Consider the following 17755-nt stretch of genomic DNA (forward strand, 5'->3'; position numbering starts at 1 on the left):
GGCGAAACGAACCTTGGATAACAGATCGCAGAGGTGGAAGGGAAATTTGCTGCTTTTGGGGATACGTTGGCTGGTTTGTGGGGCGCGGCGGTAGACGCGGGCGACCTGGTTGTGACGGGGGTTTTGGGAGGCGATGACGCCCAGCCCAAAGCTTGCATGAGTTTGTGAGCGGCTCCGAAGTCGGTTCGCTGACCGAGAGGAACAATCTGGCCAAAGGAGCGGTGGAAGTCGCCACCAACACAGCCGAATATGTAGAGAACGTGGCTTCAGGCAAAAAATCATGGCAGGACGTAGCCCAAGATGCAGGCGAAGCAGCCGTCTCGATCGGGACAGGATTATACAACGATTACATCGACCCTTTTGTAAAAGACGAGAAGTACAAACAGGATAATTTGCACGGCGGTCTGTGGACCCGCTCGGTCGATGAAAGTTACGCAAAAGGGCAAAACGAATTTAAGAAAGACATGGTCGTAGCGGAAGCCGTGCTGACGGTGTATAGCGATGGAATGGGCACAGCAGCATTAAAAGGCGGTAAATTGGTTGCGAAGCTGGACGTGGATGCGCCGCATGGTTCCAAAAAGCCGCACGCTAATAGTGATTCGGACGGCGGAAAGGGAAGAAGCGGACCCCTGCACGGCTCCGGCAAAAATGACCTGCTGGAAGGCACGCCCCTCAAGGACGGGAAGCTCAAGACGAAGGCCAAGCTATTCGCTAGAGCTCCAACTTGACAAAAATCGTGAGCGTTAATGACAAAAGCGAAAAAACAACCGATAAAAAACCGCCAACCCGCCAAGGAACTGGCGGTTTTTTGCGCCCGACTCTCATAAACTCCTAAAATCTGGAGACAAATTTGCCGTTAACAAGGAGAGAGAAGCAACTTTTTCCAAGTGGAAAAAACAAAGGCAAAAATCAGCAAACAGAGGAAGTGACTCCATGGAGTTCGAATTTCACGTCACACTTGACGATGTCGCTTTAGAAGACAAAGCAGCGTTTATCGGCATCTGCCAAGCGCAGCAAGTAAAACCGCTGATGATCGTCCTCGACAAAGGGAATTACATCCACCAGCCGATGATGACGGGGGTGATCCAGCGCCCGGACTTTCAGGCAGCCAAGAGCGAGATGGACAGGATTGCCGCTGTGTTTCAGGAGGGCGGATTTACGGTTGTCCGTAAAAAAGTAGAGATTTCGCCAAAAGAAACGGCCTATTTTCACGCGCCGATTACAGAGCGATTCAAGCCGTATTTTGAATGGCATGGAAAAGTGGAGATCGAGGATGTCGACGGACTGAAACAACTGTGCAAGCCGTCCGGTGGACATCTCTCTCGAAACTCGCTCAATCCGAACGGAAAAGTCAGGTTTGTGACGGTTCGGGAGTACGAGAGCGAAGCGCAGTTTTACGAGCGGGTCAAGCAGATTCATATTGCTTTGCAGGAAAAGCAAATCGCGCTTGTAAAAGAACAATTCGAGTTGTGCATTTACGACAGCAGAGAGGAACTGGACAGCGGCTGGATTTCGTAGGGCGCAGGAAAGGAAGGGGATAGCACTATGAACGGGAATGAAAAGCTGCATCTAAACCTGAGCAGCCTGGATGAGGATACCAGGGAACTTGTCGTGTTGGAAGCGTTGCTAAAAAGAATGGCTTTGGTGAACATGCCGTTTGTCTTGAAGGGCAGCTTGCTGACACGGCAGTATTTGGCGAATCCGGACATGCGGGACGTGGATGACATCGATTTTTTGTACGCGGGGAAAATTCGCGATGCAGAGCATGCGCACGAGACGTTTACAAGCGCATTAATCCGGGCGACAGAGATGGATTTGCAAGATGGCATCGTGTTCAGGAGTTTCCGCGAGAACGCCTTTTGGCGAAGGATCGACTATGCGATGGCGGACGATTTTCCGACTGTGAATACCGATATCGCCTACTATTTTGCGGGAGAAAAGCGCGAAGCCAATCGGTATCACGAGCTGTATCTGGACATTTCCTTTCACCTCGACATGCAGCTTGCGCCTGTCTCACTGGAGTACCGGCCTGTGCTGGGCGACAGCTTCTGCGTACCGTACACGGTGCCGCTGTCGATCCAGGTGGCGTGGAAGCTGCATCAGACGATCGTGCGCCCGCGATTTAAAGACCTCTACGATTTGAACTACTTGCTGGCTCATCCAGCGTACGATGAACAGGCGTTGGCGGAGACGTTGCAGGCTTTAGTGGACGAATGCAGGCTTGAGCCATCGATTGCGAAGCACGATATGCAAAAAGTATTGGTGCATGATCTAGCAGATCTGTATCCTTTGCTGATCAATGATTACGAGCTGAGAAAGTATGCAGGAGGCAACAACCAGAAGCTGTTCTACATGGAGTTTGCCCAAGAGCTGCGCAAAACGATGAATCTGGCGGGCATCAACAAAGCTGCTTTTGCAAATTTGCCAAGCCCGAGCACGCCCACATAATATGTCAAAAGAACCTTGAGCGGCGTTGTCCGCCAAGGTTCTTTTTGTCGCTGCTTTCTCGCTCCGTTGTTTATACGAGCTTCGCTTTTTTTACGTGCTTTCTCAGCATCAGATGGCCAAAGTAAGCGCCGAGCAGTCCGCCGACCAAAGAGATCGAGCACATGAGCAAGATCATTTTAGGCGTATCGAAATAGTAAAGCATGTTTTCAATAGCCGCCGCCGAGTACGTTTTTTTCAAAATCGCCATGTACGAGTCGCGGAAGAAAATAAGCGGAACGACTCCGCACAGGGAATAGCCGACATAAAAAATTCCGTAAGCGATGGCATTGCGAGCGGAATGGACGGAAACATCTTTTTTCCAGAGGATCAGTTCCCCGATCAGCCCGATGACAGCGAGTGTCAGCATGTAGTTGGCATAGCCGAAACCGACGAAGTACAGACCCGTAATGATCGCGGTGAGAAACAGCGCTCCCGGTTTTCTGATTTTGTTGGACATAACCATGTAAAACGGGCCGTTGAGCAAGCCGGTAAGGCCGCCGACCAAAAGTGGTGAAATAACCGAGACGGCGGGACAAAAAGTCATGATGATGAGCATGATGACGTTGAAAATAGCCAAGGTAATAAAGTCGCGCATGGTCCATCTATTCGGGACAGCCAGCGTTTGAGCTTGCATGTAGCATCCTTCCTCTTCTTCAAAATGGTGTCCGTCGGCGAGTTGGCCAGACGGATGAGACAAGCGAGTTCATTCTCCTCCTTTTCCCAAAATCCCCATCCAACAAAGCATGGTCACAAGGTATGTCGATGTCACGGAAGTATGAAAAAGTACAAGACACTGATAATGATAATTGTTATCAGAGTAAAAAGAAAGCTAAAATTTCTATTTTTTGGGACGTTTTTTCTCAAATATCGCCAATAATCTCCTTTTTTTGCCTTTTTTCTCGTCCGCAGTTAAAATTTCTAGTTCGTTTGGCATGGAAAGGGATGGGTGTACCTTCCCGATTGTAAAAAAATGACTGTGAACGACCTAAGGCGAGAATGAGAGAGGAAGCAAGCCCTGATCTGGCGAAAAAGCAGCCAAATGGACATTGTATAAATTTGTAAAAGGTGATAATCGTTATCATGCTTGTTACGTAAGCAATGGACGAATGGCGCACGACATAGCTGACCGTCTGTAAAACCGAATGGAGGAACGACTATGGACATGGTGAAACCGGCTGAGAGATGGCTGCTTGCCGAGCCTGATCAACACGACCAAATCCGCCTTTTTTGCTTCCCTTTTGCCGGGGGAGGAGCATCGATTTACAGGGGATGGGCGCAAGAGCTGCCCGCAGGAGTAGGGGTGTACCCGATTCAGCTTCCTGGCCGAGAAAACAGGCTGATGGAATCCGCCATCCGCGAGATGGATACGCTGGTTGCGGCGATTAGCCAGGCGATTCAGCCTTACCTGGATCGGCCGTTTCTTTTTTTCGGGCATAGCTTGGGCACAAAAATTGCGTTCGAGCTGGCGCGCTCCGTCCGCAGAAACTGGCAGCTTGCGCCAAGCCGTTTGATTGTGTCAGGGGCTCGTGCTCCGCATATTCCGGAGCCGAATCCGCTGTACCATTTGCCGCAGGAACTGTTCGTCGAGGAGCTGCGGCGGTTTGCCGGGACACCGGAGGCGATTTTGCGCAGCAAAGAGCTGATGGAGCTGTTCATGCCGCTGCTGCGCGCAGATTTCACGCTGGACGACACGTATTTGTTCAAAGAGGAGCCGCCGCTCGAATGTCCGATCTCTGCTTTTTGCGGCACACATGACCGAGAGGCGAGCGAGGCGGAAATGGCGGCCTGGGCGCAACATACGGCTGGCGACTTTACGATGAGCATCATCGAAGGCGAGCATTTTTTCCTGACGACGAACAGAGAGGAACTGTTGCGGCAGCTCTCCCCGATTTTGGCGGGGCATCTGAAAATGGCAGGGAACGAAGCAGCAAGTGAGCGGAGATGAGGTCAACCGCCGATAACGCTCGCCCGAAAGTGATCGTGGCGGAGTGGCAAATGGATCGTCATGCCGATCGGACAGCTCTGCAACTTGCAGAAGCGGAGCTGCACATTTGGCTGGCGCACGTCCCTGCCTTTCGCGGGAAGGAACATGCGCTGCGCGAGGCGCTGACCCAAGAAGAAGTCGAGCGGATGGAGCGGTTTTATTTTGCGGCGGATCGGGAGCGATTCGCCGTCGCCCATGCCCTCGTGCGTTCCTTGTGCGGGCGCTATGAAGACATGCCTGTCGAGCGCGTCCAGATTGCGGCGGATCATCGCGGGAAGCCCGAACTGCGCACAGAGCGCAGAGCAGGGAAGCTCGCGTTTAACCTGTCCCATTCCGGGGAGCTGGTTGCGGCTGTCTTTGCGAGAGGGCGCAGCGTGGGAATTGACGTGGAATGGATTCGGGACATACCCGAATGGCCGCAGTTGGCGCAGCAATTCCATCCCGTCGAGCAGAAGCTGCTGCATGCGGCTGCCGCCGGGAAGCAGCAGCAAATGTTTTTCGACTGCTGGGCGCGCAAGGAAGCGTTTGTCAAGGCGACGGGGGAGGGCTTGTCACGCCCTCTCGATTCTTTTTGGATTGCAGAGGATGGCGAGCAGGGGATTTTTCGCGTAAATGGAGAGGGAGCAGCTCGGAATACATGGACGATTTTGGATTTCAGCGCGGCAGCAGGATATTCCGCGGCGATTGCTTTTGATCAGGGAGAACAGCAGATACATCCGGTGTTTTTGCGTGTCTAGCCGCTGAGAAAAACCGTGTGGAAACGAGAAACTTCTATTATACATATCAACTTGCTTGGTTTTTGAAAGTCCTTATTTTTATGTAAGTAAATGTAAAATCATCCCCGAGAAATGAAGGAAACGGGAGAAAGCGGAAGAAAATGCGCCGTTTCCTTCCAAAATGTAGAAAAAATAGACTACATAAGGAATTGACAATGAGAATCAGTATCAATATTTTGGTTGGTAGACAAACCAGCATGACCGACAGCGAATTTGGCAATGACCTGCATCATTCGGCTTGGGGTACGGACATACACCCGCGGCTATCTTGGAGGAGGAACGAATGAGAGCAAGCACCGATTGGTTTGAGCAAGCAGCAGAAACGTATGTACAACGCGGGTTTTGGGAGCCGTTGACTCTGGGGGAGCAACTGCGCCGCTGGGCGGAAAAGTATCAGGACAAAGTGGCGTTGGTCGAGGATGAAGCGAGACTGACTTATCAGGAGCTGGATGTGAAGGCAGATGCGCTTGCCTCTGGCCTGTACCGCATGGGCATCCGCAAAGGCGACAAAGTCGCGGTCCAGCTTCCGAACCGGACTGCTTTTGTCCTGACATGCTTTGCCCTGTTTCGCATCGGGGCAGTGCCGATTCTCGTATTGCCTGCCCACAGGGAGGCGGAACTGGACGGGATTTTTTCGCTCGCTAAGCCCGTTGCCTATATTATTCCCACCACGTTTCTGGGCTTTGACTATACAAAGCTGGCGGAACATTTGGTCAAAAAACACGCGTGCGTGCAGTTCGTTTTGACCGATGGAGAAAGCGGCATCGGCACGAATCTGGCGACGATCAGCGGACCGCCGATGTTGTTCGACGGCCCGGCTTATACAGATACGGCATTGCTGCTGTTGTCGGGCGGTACGACAGGCACGCCAAAACTGATTCCGCGCACACACACCGACTACGCCTACAATGCGCGAGCAATGGCTGCTCGCTGCGAGCTGACGGACGAGAGCGTCTATCTTGCTGTTCTGCCGATCGCGCACAATTTTCCGCTGTGTTGCCCTGGCATTCTCGGCGCGTTTTCGGTCGGCGGCAAGGTTGTGTTGTGTCAAACGACCAGCTGCGATGAAGCTTTTCCGCTGATTGAAAAAGAAAAAGTGACGATTACGGCATTGGTGCCTGCGCTTGTCAACGTCTGGCTGGAAGTTCTGGAATGGGATACGGAGAGCGATTTGTCCAGCCTGAAAGTGTTGCAGGTGGGCGGCTCGATGCTCGATGACAAGGTGGCTGGCCGCATCATGCGGGAGTGGACGTGCAAGCTCCAGCAAGTGTTCGGAATGGCGGAAGGCTTGATTTGCGGCACGTCGCTGGGCGATTCCGACGAAGTCATCATGACGACCCAGGGGCGTCCGATTTCCGAAGCAGACGAGGTACGGATCGTCGATGAGAACGGAGACGATGTGGCACCAGGTGAATACGGAGAGCTGATCGTCCGCGGGCCGTACACGATTCGCGGGTACTACCTGGCACCGGAACAAAATCGCGAAAGCTTCACGGAAGACGGCTTTTACCGCTCGGGAGACAAAGCGCGGTTCACGCCGGAAGGCAATATCCAGGTAGGCGGACGGATCAAGGAAATGATCAACCGCGCGGGCGAAAAAATCATGCCAGCCGAAGTCGAGTCGTACTTGCGTCTCCACCCGGACATCAGGGATGCCGCTCTGATTACACTGCCTGATTCCACGCTGGGGGAGAGAAGTTGCGCATTCGTCATCACGGACAATCTGGAGTTGACGCTGGCGGATATTCACGCCTTTTTCCAGAAGAAGGGCGTTGCGCGCTACAAAATGCCTGACCAGTTGGAATTTGCGCACAGCTGGCCGCTGACCAGTGTGGGGAAGGTCAATAAAAACAAGCTCAAGGAGATGGCTATGGCGAAACAAGTGGAGGCAACTGCGCCGATCAACACTTATCGGGAAGAAACGTTTGCTTTTGCAGGAGATGTTCATTTGGCGGCGGCAGAAATCGTCGAGCGTGGACTTTTTGAAGATTATGTACTCTACGAAAACGGGGATGAGCTGTCGATCGGAATGGGCATCCACGCTCTGGCTACCGTAGATGCGCAGCAGACGAAAATGGTTTGCGGCGGCGAGACGGCAACCTACGAAAACGCAGAGCTCGGCGAGACGATCGAACGAGCCTTCGCCGCTGTGCCGCTGGCCGACTGGCGCGCATACGGCACCGTGAACTTCGGCATGGCCCGTTACTACAACGGACTGCCGCTTGCTACCGAAGACCCGAATCTGCTCAAGCTGTTCATTCCGCAAGCAGAGGTGCGATTCCACAAGGGCGAGGTGCTTTTGCGGACGCTTGCAAAAGAGCACAGCGAGCAACTGGGGCAGCTTTTGCGTGAAGTGTTCGCGGAGTTGGCTGGCAAAGCACCGCAGAGCAGTCTGGCAGAGCGCGCAGGAAAAGAAAAGCTGGCTGTTCCGCAGGCAGATACGCACGGGGCGGAGACGTACATGCAGGGAGTTGCGGAAGCGGTTCGGGAAATTTCCGAGCGCAAATACCACAAGGTCATTTTGTCCAGAAAAATTCCGGTGTCCGAAGAGCTGGACATGGTTGCGAGCTACGTCGCCGGGCGCAGAGTCAACACTCCGGCACGTTCGTTCCTGGTTCGTCTGGAAGGGATGAATGCGGCGGGCTTCAGTCCGGAAACGGTTGTCGAGGTGGACAGAGAAGGCTGGGTCAGCACTTATCCGCTGGCGGGCACGCGTTCCAAAGGGGGCAGCGAAGCGGAGAGCGACAAGCTGAAAGCAGAGCTACTCAACGATCCGAAAGAAATTGCCGAGCACGCCGTTTCGGTCAAGCTGGCTTTTGAAGAGATGAGAAGCGTCTGCGATGCTTCGACGATCTTGTTGACTGATTTCATGACCGTGGCGAGCAGAGGAACGGTGCAGCATATCGCTTCCAGACTGAAAGGAAAACTCATGGAAGGCCGCAATTCTTGGCATGCGTTCCGGGCGCTGTTCCCGGCTGTGACGGCGTCAGGGATTCCGAAACGGGAGTCGATCGAAGCGATCGGCAGACTGGAGAGCGTACCGCGCAATTTGTACAGCGGATGCGTCATGACGTATGACCAGAGCGGAGCGATGGACGCGGCGCTCGTGCTGCGGACGATCTACCAAAAAGACGGCCAAGCGTGGCTACATGCCGGGGCTGGCGTAGTCGAAATGTCGCTGCCTGAGCGCGAACTGGAAGAGACGCGCGAGAAGCTGAGCAGTTTTTCCCGTCAGCTCGTCATGGCGAGCCGCGAGCTGGAGGCCGTGAAGCAACAATAGGGGCACTTTTGACAGAAAGGAGGAAACCGTGATGAAGCAAGTGCTTGATGACAGCAATTCCGCGGGAGTGGCGGCTTCTCTTGGCTATGACGCGGTGCGCCGCCAGATTCAATCGATGCTGCCCGGGGCGGTCGAGTTTGCTGACGAACAAAACCTGATTGAGCTTGGACTGAACTCCTTGCAGATGATGAGGATGGTCAACAAATGGCGCAAGGAAGGGGCGAAGGTGACGTTTGCCGAACTGATCGCCTCCCCGCGCCTGGGAGATTGGTGGGCGCTTTTGCAAAAAAGCAGCCAGAGAGCGACGGAGCCAGCGAATGCCAAAGCGAGTCAGGCAAAGCCGCAGACCGCAGAAGCAGGGAAGGCGCCGTTTGCCTTGACAGACGTGCAGTATGCGTACTGGATTGGTCGCCAGGATGATCAGCCGCTTGGCGGAGTGGGCTGCCACGCCTATCTGGAGATCGACGGAACTGGCGTAGAGCATGGGCGACTTTTGGCAGCGTGGCAAAAAGTGCTGCGCGGCCATCCGATGCTGCGCGCCAGGTTTCTGGCAGATGGGCGGCAAGAGGTGCTGGATGCGCCTTACGAAAAGGCAATCCCTGTCCACGATTTGCGTGCCCTTGCAGAGCACGAGCAAGAACAGGAGCTTATGCGCATTCGCGAGCGGATTTCCCACCGCAAGCTGGCGGTCGAGCTTGGCGAAGTGGCCGGATTGGAGCTGAGCCTGCTCACGGGTGACCGGACTCGTCTGCACTTTGACCTCGATCTGCTCGTCGCTGACGTCCAAAGCTTGCACATCATCCTGCGCGATTTGGCAGCTGCCTACGGGCGCGAGCTTGATCCTGCGGCGCCTGCCGAGTGGAGCTTTGCCCGCTATTTGCAGCAAGAGTCAGAGCGAAGAGCGGCTGATGTGGAACAGGCTGCCCGTTACTGGCACGACAGGCTGCTGACGTTGCCGGGAGCGCCTGGCCTGCCGCTTGCCGTGAAGCCGGAAATGGTCAAGTCGCCTGTTTTCGTGCGAAGAACGCATCGACTGGATGAAGCGGACTGGATGCGCCTGCAAAAGCGGGCGCAATCGCACAAAGTCACGCCTGCGATGGTTTTGCTGACAGCCTATGCGGAAGTGCTCGATCGCTGGAGCACGCACTCGGAATTTTTGATCAACATTCCGCTGTTTGATCGCCAAGCCAGTGAGCCGGGGATTGAGGAAGTCGTCGCTGACTTCACCAATTTGCTGCTGCTTGCGGTCGACATGAAGCAGCCGGAGTCGTTTTTGCAGCGGGTGCATGCCATCCAGTCGCGCTTCCACGAGGATGTGGCCCACGCAGCTTATTCAGGCGTGCAGTTGCAGCGTGAGCTTGCCCGCGTTCGCCAGGGAGAGCGCGATTTCGCTCCGGTAGTGTTCGCGTGCAATTTGGGGACGCCGCTGATCAACGAGGAATGCCGCGATACGTTGGGCGAGCTTTCCTACATGATCTCGCAGACGCCGCAAGTATGGCTCGATTTCCAGTCGTACGAAATGAACGGGGGATTGCTGCTGGCGTGGGACGCGGTCGAAGAGTTGTTCCCTGCTGGCATGATCGACCAGATGTTTGCCGCTTTTGGCAAGCTGATGGATTGGCTGGTTGCCCCGGAAAACGACTGGCAGGCAGCGCCGCAATGTTTGCCTGATCTCGCCAAGCAGAGACAGGAGCCAGCGGACGAGCACGCTGCGCCGTTTGCGCCGCAATGTTTGCACGAAGCCTTTTTCCGCAATGCCGGGCAAAACCCGCAAAGCACGGCGCTTATTGACGGGAACGGCGCAACGCCCCTGACGTATGGCGAACTGGCAAAAAGAGCCTTGCAGGTCGCGGCTTTTCTGAGCGGGCAGGGCATTGCGAACGGCGAGCCAGTGGCGGTCAGCTTGCCGCGCGGGTTTGAGCAAATCGTGGCCGTGCTCGGCATTATGGCGGCTGGCGCATGCTACGTTCCGGTGGGGATCGGGCAGCCAGCGAGCAGACGCGAGCGGATTTTTGCCAAAGCAGGCATTCGCTTCGCCCTGACGGATGCCGAACACGCTGTCAAGCTGGAGTGGCCGACCGGGTCGCAAGTCTTGACGGTGGTGGATGCGCAAAAAGCCGAAGCGCTGGCTGAGCCTGTAACGGCAGCGGTCGACAGTCTGGCGTACATCATCTTCACGTCCGGTTCCACAGGCGAGCCAAAGGGAGTGGAGATCAGTCACGCCGGGGCGTGGAATACGATTTGCGAGATTAACAAGCGCTATCAGGTCACGTCTTCTGACCGTGTACTGGCCGTGTCTTCGCTCGATTTCGATTTGTCTGTTTACGACGTGTTCGGACTTTTGGCGGCAGGCGGTTCCATCGTCTTGATCGACGAGGAATCCAGACGGGATGCGAGCAAGTGGGCGCAGCTTGTCCAAGAGCACCAGATTACGCTCTGGAACTCGGTGCCTGTGCTACTCGATATGCTGCTGATTGCAGCGAAAAGTGCGGGACATGGGCCGTTGCCGATTCGACTGGCGATGCTGTCAGGCGATTGGATCGGACTCGATTTGCCAGGGCGGCTGAAAGAAGCAGCGCCAGCGAGCGAGCTGGTGGCGATGGGCGGTGCGACAGAAGCGTCGATCTGGTCGAATGCGCACGACGTCAAGCTGCCGCTCCCTGCTCAGTGGACTTCGATTCCGTATGGACGTCCATTGGCGCGCCAGTCTTATCGCGTGGTGGACACAAAAGGCCGGGATTGCCCGGACTGGGTGGCTGGCGAGTTGTGGATTGGCGGAGCGGGCGTGGCACTCGGCTATCGCGGCGATGCCGAGCTGACAGCAGAGCGCTTCGTAAATGGGCAGGGCGGCCGCTGGTACCGCACAGGCGACTTGGGACGGTACTGGCCGGACGGAACGATTGAGTTTCTCGGACGCAAAGACTTCCAGGTGAAAATCAGGGGTCACCGGATCGAGCTGGGCGAAATCGAGACAGCGTTGAAGCAGCATCCGGGCGTGCGGGATGCGGTCGTTTCCGCTGTAGGCGATCCGCGTGGCAATCGTCATCTGGTAGGCTATCTCGTTGCCGATCGGGCAGCCGATGCCGGGCTGTTTGAGCGGATGGAAGCGGAGCCAGCCTTCCAGGAAGCGGTGTGGACGAGTCTGCTCGACTCGGCAAAAGATCAGGCCGAGCAGTGGCAAGGCGATCCGGACATCCAGACCCCGGAAGCTTTCGCAGCTTTTTGGGCGTATCTGGAACAACTGGCTGTCCGGTATATGTGCAAAGCATTGAAGCAAGCAGGCGCAAAGCTTGCTCCTGGCAGCAGCTTTACCCTCGATGAACTGATGCAGCAATGCGGCATTTTGGAACGGTATCGCGCCCTTGTCCAGCAATGGCTGAACTCGCTTGCGGAAGAGGGACTTGTCCAAAAAGGCGAAGCGGATACATACGTCATGGTCGGCGAGATTCGCGCCGAATGGTTCGAGCCGCCTGTGGCGAGTGAAGCGCCGGCTGGATGGGAGACGTACGCACAAGCACTGCTTGCGTATTTGCAAAAGCTGGACGGCGCCCATGCCGGGCTGTTGACCGGAGCGGTGGACCCGCTGACCCATTTCTTCACCACGGAGCCAGGTCTTGCTCCGCGAGAGCTGTTGCAGACGCTTCCTTTTGCCCAAGAAAGAGATCGCCTGGCGCAGCTGATGCTGAAACAGTTGGCCGCGCCGTTTGCCGAAAGCGGAAAGCCGCTGCGCATCTTGGAGATCGGGGCGAGAAGCGCGGATTTGACCGAGGCTTTCCTGGCGGTCCTGCCTGAAGAGGTAGCGGCGTATACGTGCACAGACCAGTCGACCTTCTTCATGCAGGAGGCGAAGAGCAGATTCGGCAAGCTGCCTCATGTGCAATGCCAGTTGCTTGACATGGAAAAAGACCCGCTTGTTCAAGGGTACGAGGCCCATCAATACGATGTCATCATCGCTGCCGATTCGTTGCATCGGGCGCGGGATATCGGAGTGGCGCTCAGCCACGCGCAGTCGCTTTTGGCACCGGGCGGCGTGCTGCTCATACTGGAGCTGACGCGCGACAGCCGTTTGCAGCAGGTCAGTACGGCATTTTTGGAGGACGGCTTCACCGGGTTGCAAGACGAGCGTCGCCATGACCAGAAGCCGCTTTTGGCACAAGCTGCGTGGCAGCGCGTGTTGAAGCAGTCGTTTGCACAAGTAGCGGCGTTTCCGAACGAGCGCGACGCGGCGAATGTGTTTGGACAGCACGTAATAGTGGCGCAAGCCCCCGAGCATGGACAGCGCTTCAATCCGCTGCGGCTGGCTGACTTCCTGAAGCACAAACTGCCTGATTACATGGTGCCGACCGCGTTCCTCCTGCTGGATGCGTTGCCGCTGTCGGCAAACGGAAAAGTGGATCGCCAGGCATTGCCTGCGCCGGACAGTCTGACGCGGACGAAAGCGGAGAAAGCGTTCGCCGCACCGCAAACGCCGCTGGAAACAGAGATGGCCGCGATTTGGTGCCAGCTTTTTGGCGTCGAGCGAGTGGGCATGACCGACAACTACTTCGAGCTGGGCGGGGATTCGCTTCTGGCGACGCGGCTTGCTGCGTTGGTGCGCAGCCGCATCGGCGTGGAACTTTCGCTGGGCAAAATTTTTGACAAGCCGACGATTGCCGAACTGGCGGCGCACGTTCAGGCGGTGTTCGAAGAAAACGGGCAACAGGCGCAGACAACCGCTGTCTGGCCGCAAATTGTGCCTGCCCCTGAGCAGAGAGAGCAGCCGTTTGCGCTGACGGACATCCAGCAGGCGTACTGGCTGGGCCGCAGCGGCGTTTACGCTCTGGGGAATGTGTCGACGCACTGCTATTTCGAGATCGACGGGCAAAATCTCGATCTGGAGCGGATCAACGCAGCTTGGCAGCGCTTGATCGACCACCATGAAATGATGCGGGCAGTCGTTTTGCCAAACGGCTTGCAGCAGCAAATTTTGCCGCAGGTGCCGCGCTACCAGATTGCGATCACGGACTTGCGCCAGCAGCCAACGGAGATCGTGGAGAAAGAACTGCTGGCGATTCGCGAGGAAATGTCGCACCAGGTGCTTGCGCCTGACGTCTGGCCGCTGTTTGACGTGCGGGCATCCCGCTTGCATGACGGTCGGGTTCGCTTGCATATCAGCTTCGACAACCTGATTTTCGATGGCTGGAGCATGTTCCACCTCCTGAGCGAATGGACGCGGCTGTACCATGAGCCGGACGCGCCGCTCGCGAAGCTCGATCTGTCCTTCCGCGATTACGTTCTCGCACTGGAGGAGTTGAAGTCGTCAGCGCTGTACCAACGCGACTTGGACTACTGGACAGCGCGCTTGGATGACTTGCCGCAAGCTCCGCAGTTGCCGCTCGCGCAAAATCCCGACACGATGACCGCACAGCGGTTTGAGCGGTTGGAAGCGAAGCTGGATCGCCACAAATGGCGGAAGTTGAAGGAGCGCGCAGCCGAGTTTGGGCTGACCCCATCGGGCATTTTGCTGACGGCGTATGCCGAGACGCTCGGAGCGTGGAGCAGAAGTTCGCGTTTTACGATCAACTTGACGCAGTTCAACCGTCTTCCGCTGCATCCGCAGGTGCATGCGCTCGTCGGAGACTTCACCACCTTGACGCTCTTGGCTGTGGAGCTGTCCAAAGGGGCGACTCTGCTGGAACGGGGCCGCAATTTGCAGCAGCAGCTATGGCGCGACCTGGATCATCCGCTCGTGGGCGGGGTGACCGTGCAGCGGGAGCTGGCGAGACGAAGCGGCGAGCATCACGGCGTTTCTATGCCAGTCGTCTTTACGAGCGCGCTTGGCGTAGATGAGTGGAGCGGCAGCGGGACGGACGGAAAATGGCTGGGCAAGCTCGTCTACAACATTACCCAGACCCCGCAAATTTGGCTGGATCATCAAGTCGTCGAGCAGGACGGCGAGCTTTTGCTCATTTGGGATGCCGTGGAAGGGCTGTTCCCCGCAGGCATGCTGTCTGACATGTTTGCCGCTTATTGCCAGCTTTTGCACCGCTTGACGGAAGAACAGGCCGCATGGCAGGAGACAGCGCCAAGCCTGATCGCCATTCCGCGGCTGGAAGCAAGACGGGCGGCCAATGCCACCGACGCGCCGCTCACTGACGAGACGCTTGGCGGACTGTTTGCCAAGCAAGTCGCGGCCAAAGCGAACCAGCCAGCCGTCATTTCGGCGGAACGGACGCTGACGTATGCGGAGCTGTCCCAACTGGCGAGCGTGATCGGCAAATGGTTGAAGCAGCATGGAACAGAGCCTGGCACGCTGGTCGGGATCGTGATGGAAAAAGGCTGGGAGCAGGTGGCCGCCACCTTGGGCATTATGGCAGCGGGTGCTGCGTACTTGCCGATTGATCCCGCTCATCCGGAAGAGCGACGCGCCCAGCTGTTGCGTGACGGGCAAGTCCGCTTCGTGCTGACGCAATCATGGCTTGCGGAGCGATTGGGCTGGCCTGCCGATGTCCAGTGCCTGGCTGTGGATCGGGTCGAAGGCAGCGCCTCCAGCTTGCTGTCATTCCCTGAACGACCGGAAGATTTGGCGTACGTCATTTACACATCCGGCTCGACGGGAGCGCCAAAAGGAGTCATGATCGACCATCGCGGCGCGGTCAACACGATCCTCGACATAAACGAACGGTTTGCCGTAAGCACAACCGATAAAGTGTTGGCTCTGTCCAACCTGAACTTCGACTTGTCTGTGTACGACGTGTTCGGCTTGCTTGCCGCAGGCGGCACGATTGTAATGCCGGATGCCGCCAAAGCAAAAGACCCTGCGCATTGGATCGAATGGCTGGAAAAAGAGCAGGTGACCGTCTGGAACACGGTTCCGGCGCTGATGCAGATGCTGATCGAGTACGCTTCCGGCCAAAAGGCAAGCGTAGCGCCAAGCCTGCGTCTCGTCTTGTTGAGCGGAGACTGGATTCCGCTCGATTTGCCGGACAAAATCAAAGCCTACTTCCCGCATGCGCAAGTGATCGGGCTTGGCGGAGCGACGGAAGCGTCGATCTGGTCGAACTTTTACCCGATCGAGCAGGTCGAACCGGAATGGAAGAGCATTCCGTACGGACGCCCCATGCTCAACCAGCGCTTCCACGTGCTGAACGAATGGATGGGCGACTGCCCGGTTTGGGTGCCGGGGCAGCTGTACATTGCCGGGATTGGCCTTGCCAAAGGCTACTGGCGGGATGAAGAAAAAACGAATGACAAGTTCATCCGCCACCCGCGGACAGGCGAGCGCCTCTATCGCACAGGCGATTTGGGACGGTACTTGCCAGATGGCAATCTGGAGTTTCTCGGCCGGGAGGACTTCCAGGTCAAAATCAGAGGGCACCGGATCGAGCTGGGCGAGATCGAAGCAGTTCTCAAGCGCCAGAACGGCGTGAAGGAAGCGATCGTAGCCGTACCGGATGAATCAGGGGAAGAAAAGCGTCTCGTCGGCTACGTCGTCCTCGATGGCCAACAGGAAACCGAGCTGCTGGTGACAGCCAAAGCCGATCCGGCTGCGTGCTCGCTTCCCTTGCAGGAAATCAGCGAGTCGGGGAAAAAGCAGGCCGCCCGTATCCCGTCTGCCTTGGATGCGGAGATTGTGCAGACGTTCCTCGGCGAAGCGGAAGCGGTGAGCACCATGTACATGTGCCGAACATTGGAGCATATGGGTGTGTTCACCCGCGAGCAGGAGAGCTACTCGACGGCTGAGCTGATGCGACACTTGCAAATTCACCCGCGTTTCGAAAGCTTGCTGCAACATTGGCTGGAGGCGCTGCGCACAGAAGGGCTGCTGGAAAAAACAGAGGACGGCGTCTATCGTTGCGTCCGCTCCTTGAGTGACGCGATGCTCGACATTTCGTTCCGCACCGAGGCTGCCCAGGCGCTGGAAGCCGTTTATCGCCGGGATTATCCGCTCTTTATCGGACTGTTGACCGGAGAGCTTGACCCGCTAGAGCTGTTCCTGGCCGAAGAGGCGTTTCTCACTCCTGCCGCCCTGAGCCAATTTGATTTGACGCGCGACTACTACCACGGCCTGGCTGCACAGGTGCTCGGAACTATCGCAGACAGCCACCCCGCAGAGCGCGAGCTGCGCATCATGGAGATCGGCACGCGGGCTGGCAGCATGACTCAAGCGCTCGTATCGGTGTTGCCAGCCGAGCGAAGCAAGTATTTGTACGCAGACGAGTCGACCTTCTTTACAGACAGGGCGAAGCAAGCTTTTGGCGAGGCGGAACCGCTTCAATACGGTCAGTTTGACATGAATCAGGCACCGCTTGCCCAAGGCTATGAGCTGCATTCCTTTGACGTGATCGTGGCGGATAACACGCTGCACCGTTCCCGTAACCTCGACGCGACACTGGACTATCTCAAAGCGCTCTTGGCGCCAGGAGGCATCCTGCTGCTCGTCGAGGCCACCCGCAACAGCCGTTTGCTGCTCACCACTGTCGGATTTTTCGAAGATGGCTTCTCCCATCTGGAGGACGAGCGAAAAGCAAGCAAGCTCCCGCTGCTCGCCGTCGGGCAATGGCAGAAGCTGCTGGACAAACACGGCTTTACGAGCGTCGAAGCGTTCCCGCAGGCCGGACAGACGGCGGAGACATTCGAGCGACATCTGCTCGTGGCGCAGGCCCCGCTTGCCGTGAAGCTGTTCCAGCCGGAGAAACTGGCGGATGCCGTGCGGCAAAACTTGCCGGACTACATGGTTCCGGCAGAGTTCGTACAGCTTGACCAGCTGCCGCTTTCCGCCAATGGAAAAGTGGACCGCAAAGCGCTGGCGCAGCTCGGCAAGAAGAAGACGAGTTCGCCAGGCAAAGCGCCTGCTGCCCTGGAAAGCGACACGCAGAAAATGATCGCCAGCATCTGGGGAGAAGTGCTTGGTTGCTCCGATATCGGCATCCACGACAACTTTTTCATGCGCGGCGGCGACTCCTTGCGCGCCATCCAGTGCCTGAACTTGTTGAAGGAACGGCATCAGGTGGAATTGTCCTTGCAGCATTTGTTTGAAGCACCGACGCTCGGACAGCTTGCCGCGTTCATCGAGGCGAATGCAACCGATGCCGAGCAGCCGGATATGAACTACGACGAGGGAACCATTTAGGAAAAGAAAGCCTGCCAAGCATCAAATTGAGCGAAGGATAGCTCACCAGCAAAAAAGGCAACACGGGCTGCGCACATGGGCGCAAAAGGGCGCAGCCCGGCTTTTTTGCCGGAATC

General features: G+C 56.6%; 9 protein-coding genes. 8 read left to right on the forward strand and 1 reads right to left on the reverse strand.

Annotated features, from left to right (window positions below):
• The first annotated feature begins 33 nt into the window (after positions 1–33).
• The 4 genes from EDM60_RS29395 (at position 34) to EDM60_RS09705 (ending at position 2448) form a co-directional block, all read left to right on the forward strand.
• Complete coding sequence (locus EDM60_RS29395; protein WP_279635067.1) at positions 34–168, forward strand: hypothetical protein; 135 nt, start codon at positions 34–36, stop codon at positions 166–168.
• Positions 165–728: a hypothetical protein gene (locus EDM60_RS09695; protein ID WP_122963801.1), complete on the forward strand. Its 564-nt coding sequence runs from the start codon at positions 165–167 to the stop codon at positions 726–728. The genes EDM60_RS29395 and EDM60_RS09695 overlap by 4 nt, the downstream gene beginning before the upstream one ends.
• A 205-nt stretch (positions 729–933) precedes the next feature.
• Entirely contained in the window at positions 934–1518 is a 585-nt protein-coding gene (locus EDM60_RS09700) for a hypothetical protein (RefSeq protein ID WP_122963802.1), read from the forward strand.
• Positions 1519–1545: 27 nt separating this feature from the next.
• The gene (locus EDM60_RS09705; RefSeq protein WP_122963803.1) at positions 1546–2448 is read left to right on the forward strand and encodes a nucleotidyl transferase AbiEii/AbiGii toxin family protein; all 903 of its coding nucleotides are present in this window, start codon (positions 1546–1548) and stop codon (positions 2446–2448) included.
• Positions 2449–2518: 70 nt separating this feature from the next.
• On the opposite strand, the gene EDM60_RS09710 is transcribed toward EDM60_RS09705, so the two are convergent.
• Complete coding sequence (locus EDM60_RS09710; RefSeq protein ID WP_063227909.1) at positions 2519–3121, reverse strand: MptD family putative ECF transporter S component; 603 nt, start codon at positions 3119–3121, stop codon at positions 2519–2521.
• A gap of 522 nt (positions 3122–3643) precedes the next feature.
• Here EDM60_RS09710 and EDM60_RS09715 point away from each other — a divergent pair.
• The 4 genes from EDM60_RS09715 (at position 3644) to EDM60_RS09730 (ending at position 17639) form a co-directional block, all read left to right on the forward strand.
• Positions 3644–4432 carry a thioesterase II family protein gene (locus EDM60_RS09715; protein WP_122963804.1) on the forward strand — a complete coding sequence of 263 codons (789 nt, stop codon included), beginning with the start codon at positions 3644–3646 and terminating at the stop codon, positions 4430–4432.
• The gene (locus EDM60_RS09720; protein WP_122963805.1) at positions 4429–5208 is read left to right on the forward strand and encodes a 4'-phosphopantetheinyl transferase family protein; all 780 of its coding nucleotides are present in this window, start codon (positions 4429–4431) and stop codon (positions 5206–5208) included. Before EDM60_RS09715 ends, EDM60_RS09720 begins: the two co-directional genes overlap by 4 nt.
• A 322-nt stretch (positions 5209–5530) precedes the next feature.
• A complete protein-coding gene (locus tag EDM60_RS09725) occupies positions 5531–8527 on the forward strand; it encodes a salicylate synthase (RefSeq protein WP_122963806.1) in 2997 nt (998 codons plus the stop codon).
• 31 nt (positions 8528–8558) lie between these two features.
• A complete protein-coding gene (locus EDM60_RS09730; protein ID WP_122963807.1) occupies positions 8559–17639 on the forward strand; it encodes a non-ribosomal peptide synthetase in 9081 nt (3026 codons plus the stop codon).
• The last annotated feature ends 116 nt before the right edge of the window (positions 17640–17755 follow it).

It is taken from the genome of Brevibacillus parabrevis, from assembly GCF_003710905.1.
GTDB lineage: Bacteria > Bacillota > Bacilli > Brevibacillales > Brevibacillaceae > Brevibacillus > Brevibacillus parabrevis.

Bases quoted from the DNA above. Each gene is read 5' to 3' on its own strand.
- EDM60_RS09700 (WP_122963802.1), top strand. From the start codon at position 934: ATGGAGTTCGAATTTCACGTCACACTTGACGATGTCGCTTTAGAAGAC.
- EDM60_RS09705 (WP_122963803.1), top strand. From the start codon at position 1,546: ATGAACGGGAATGAAAAGCTGCATCTAAACCTGAGCAGCCTGGATGAG.
- EDM60_RS09710 (WP_063227909.1), bottom strand. From the start codon at position 3,121: ATGCAAGCTCAAACGCTGGCTGTCCCGAATAGATGGACCATGCGCGAC.
- EDM60_RS09715 (WP_122963804.1), top strand. From the start codon at position 3,644: ATGGACATGGTGAAACCGGCTGAGAGATGGCTGCTTGCCGAGCCTGAT.
- EDM60_RS09720 (WP_122963805.1), top strand. From the start codon at position 4,429: ATGAGGTCAACCGCCGATAACGCTCGCCCGAAAGTGATCGTGGCGGAG.
- EDM60_RS09725 (WP_122963806.1), top strand. From the start codon at position 5,531: ATGAGAGCAAGCACCGATTGGTTTGAGCAAGCAGCAGAAACGTATGTA.
- EDM60_RS09730 (WP_122963807.1), top strand. From the start codon at position 8,559: ATGAAGCAAGTGCTTGATGACAGCAATTCCGCGGGAGTGGCGGCTTCT.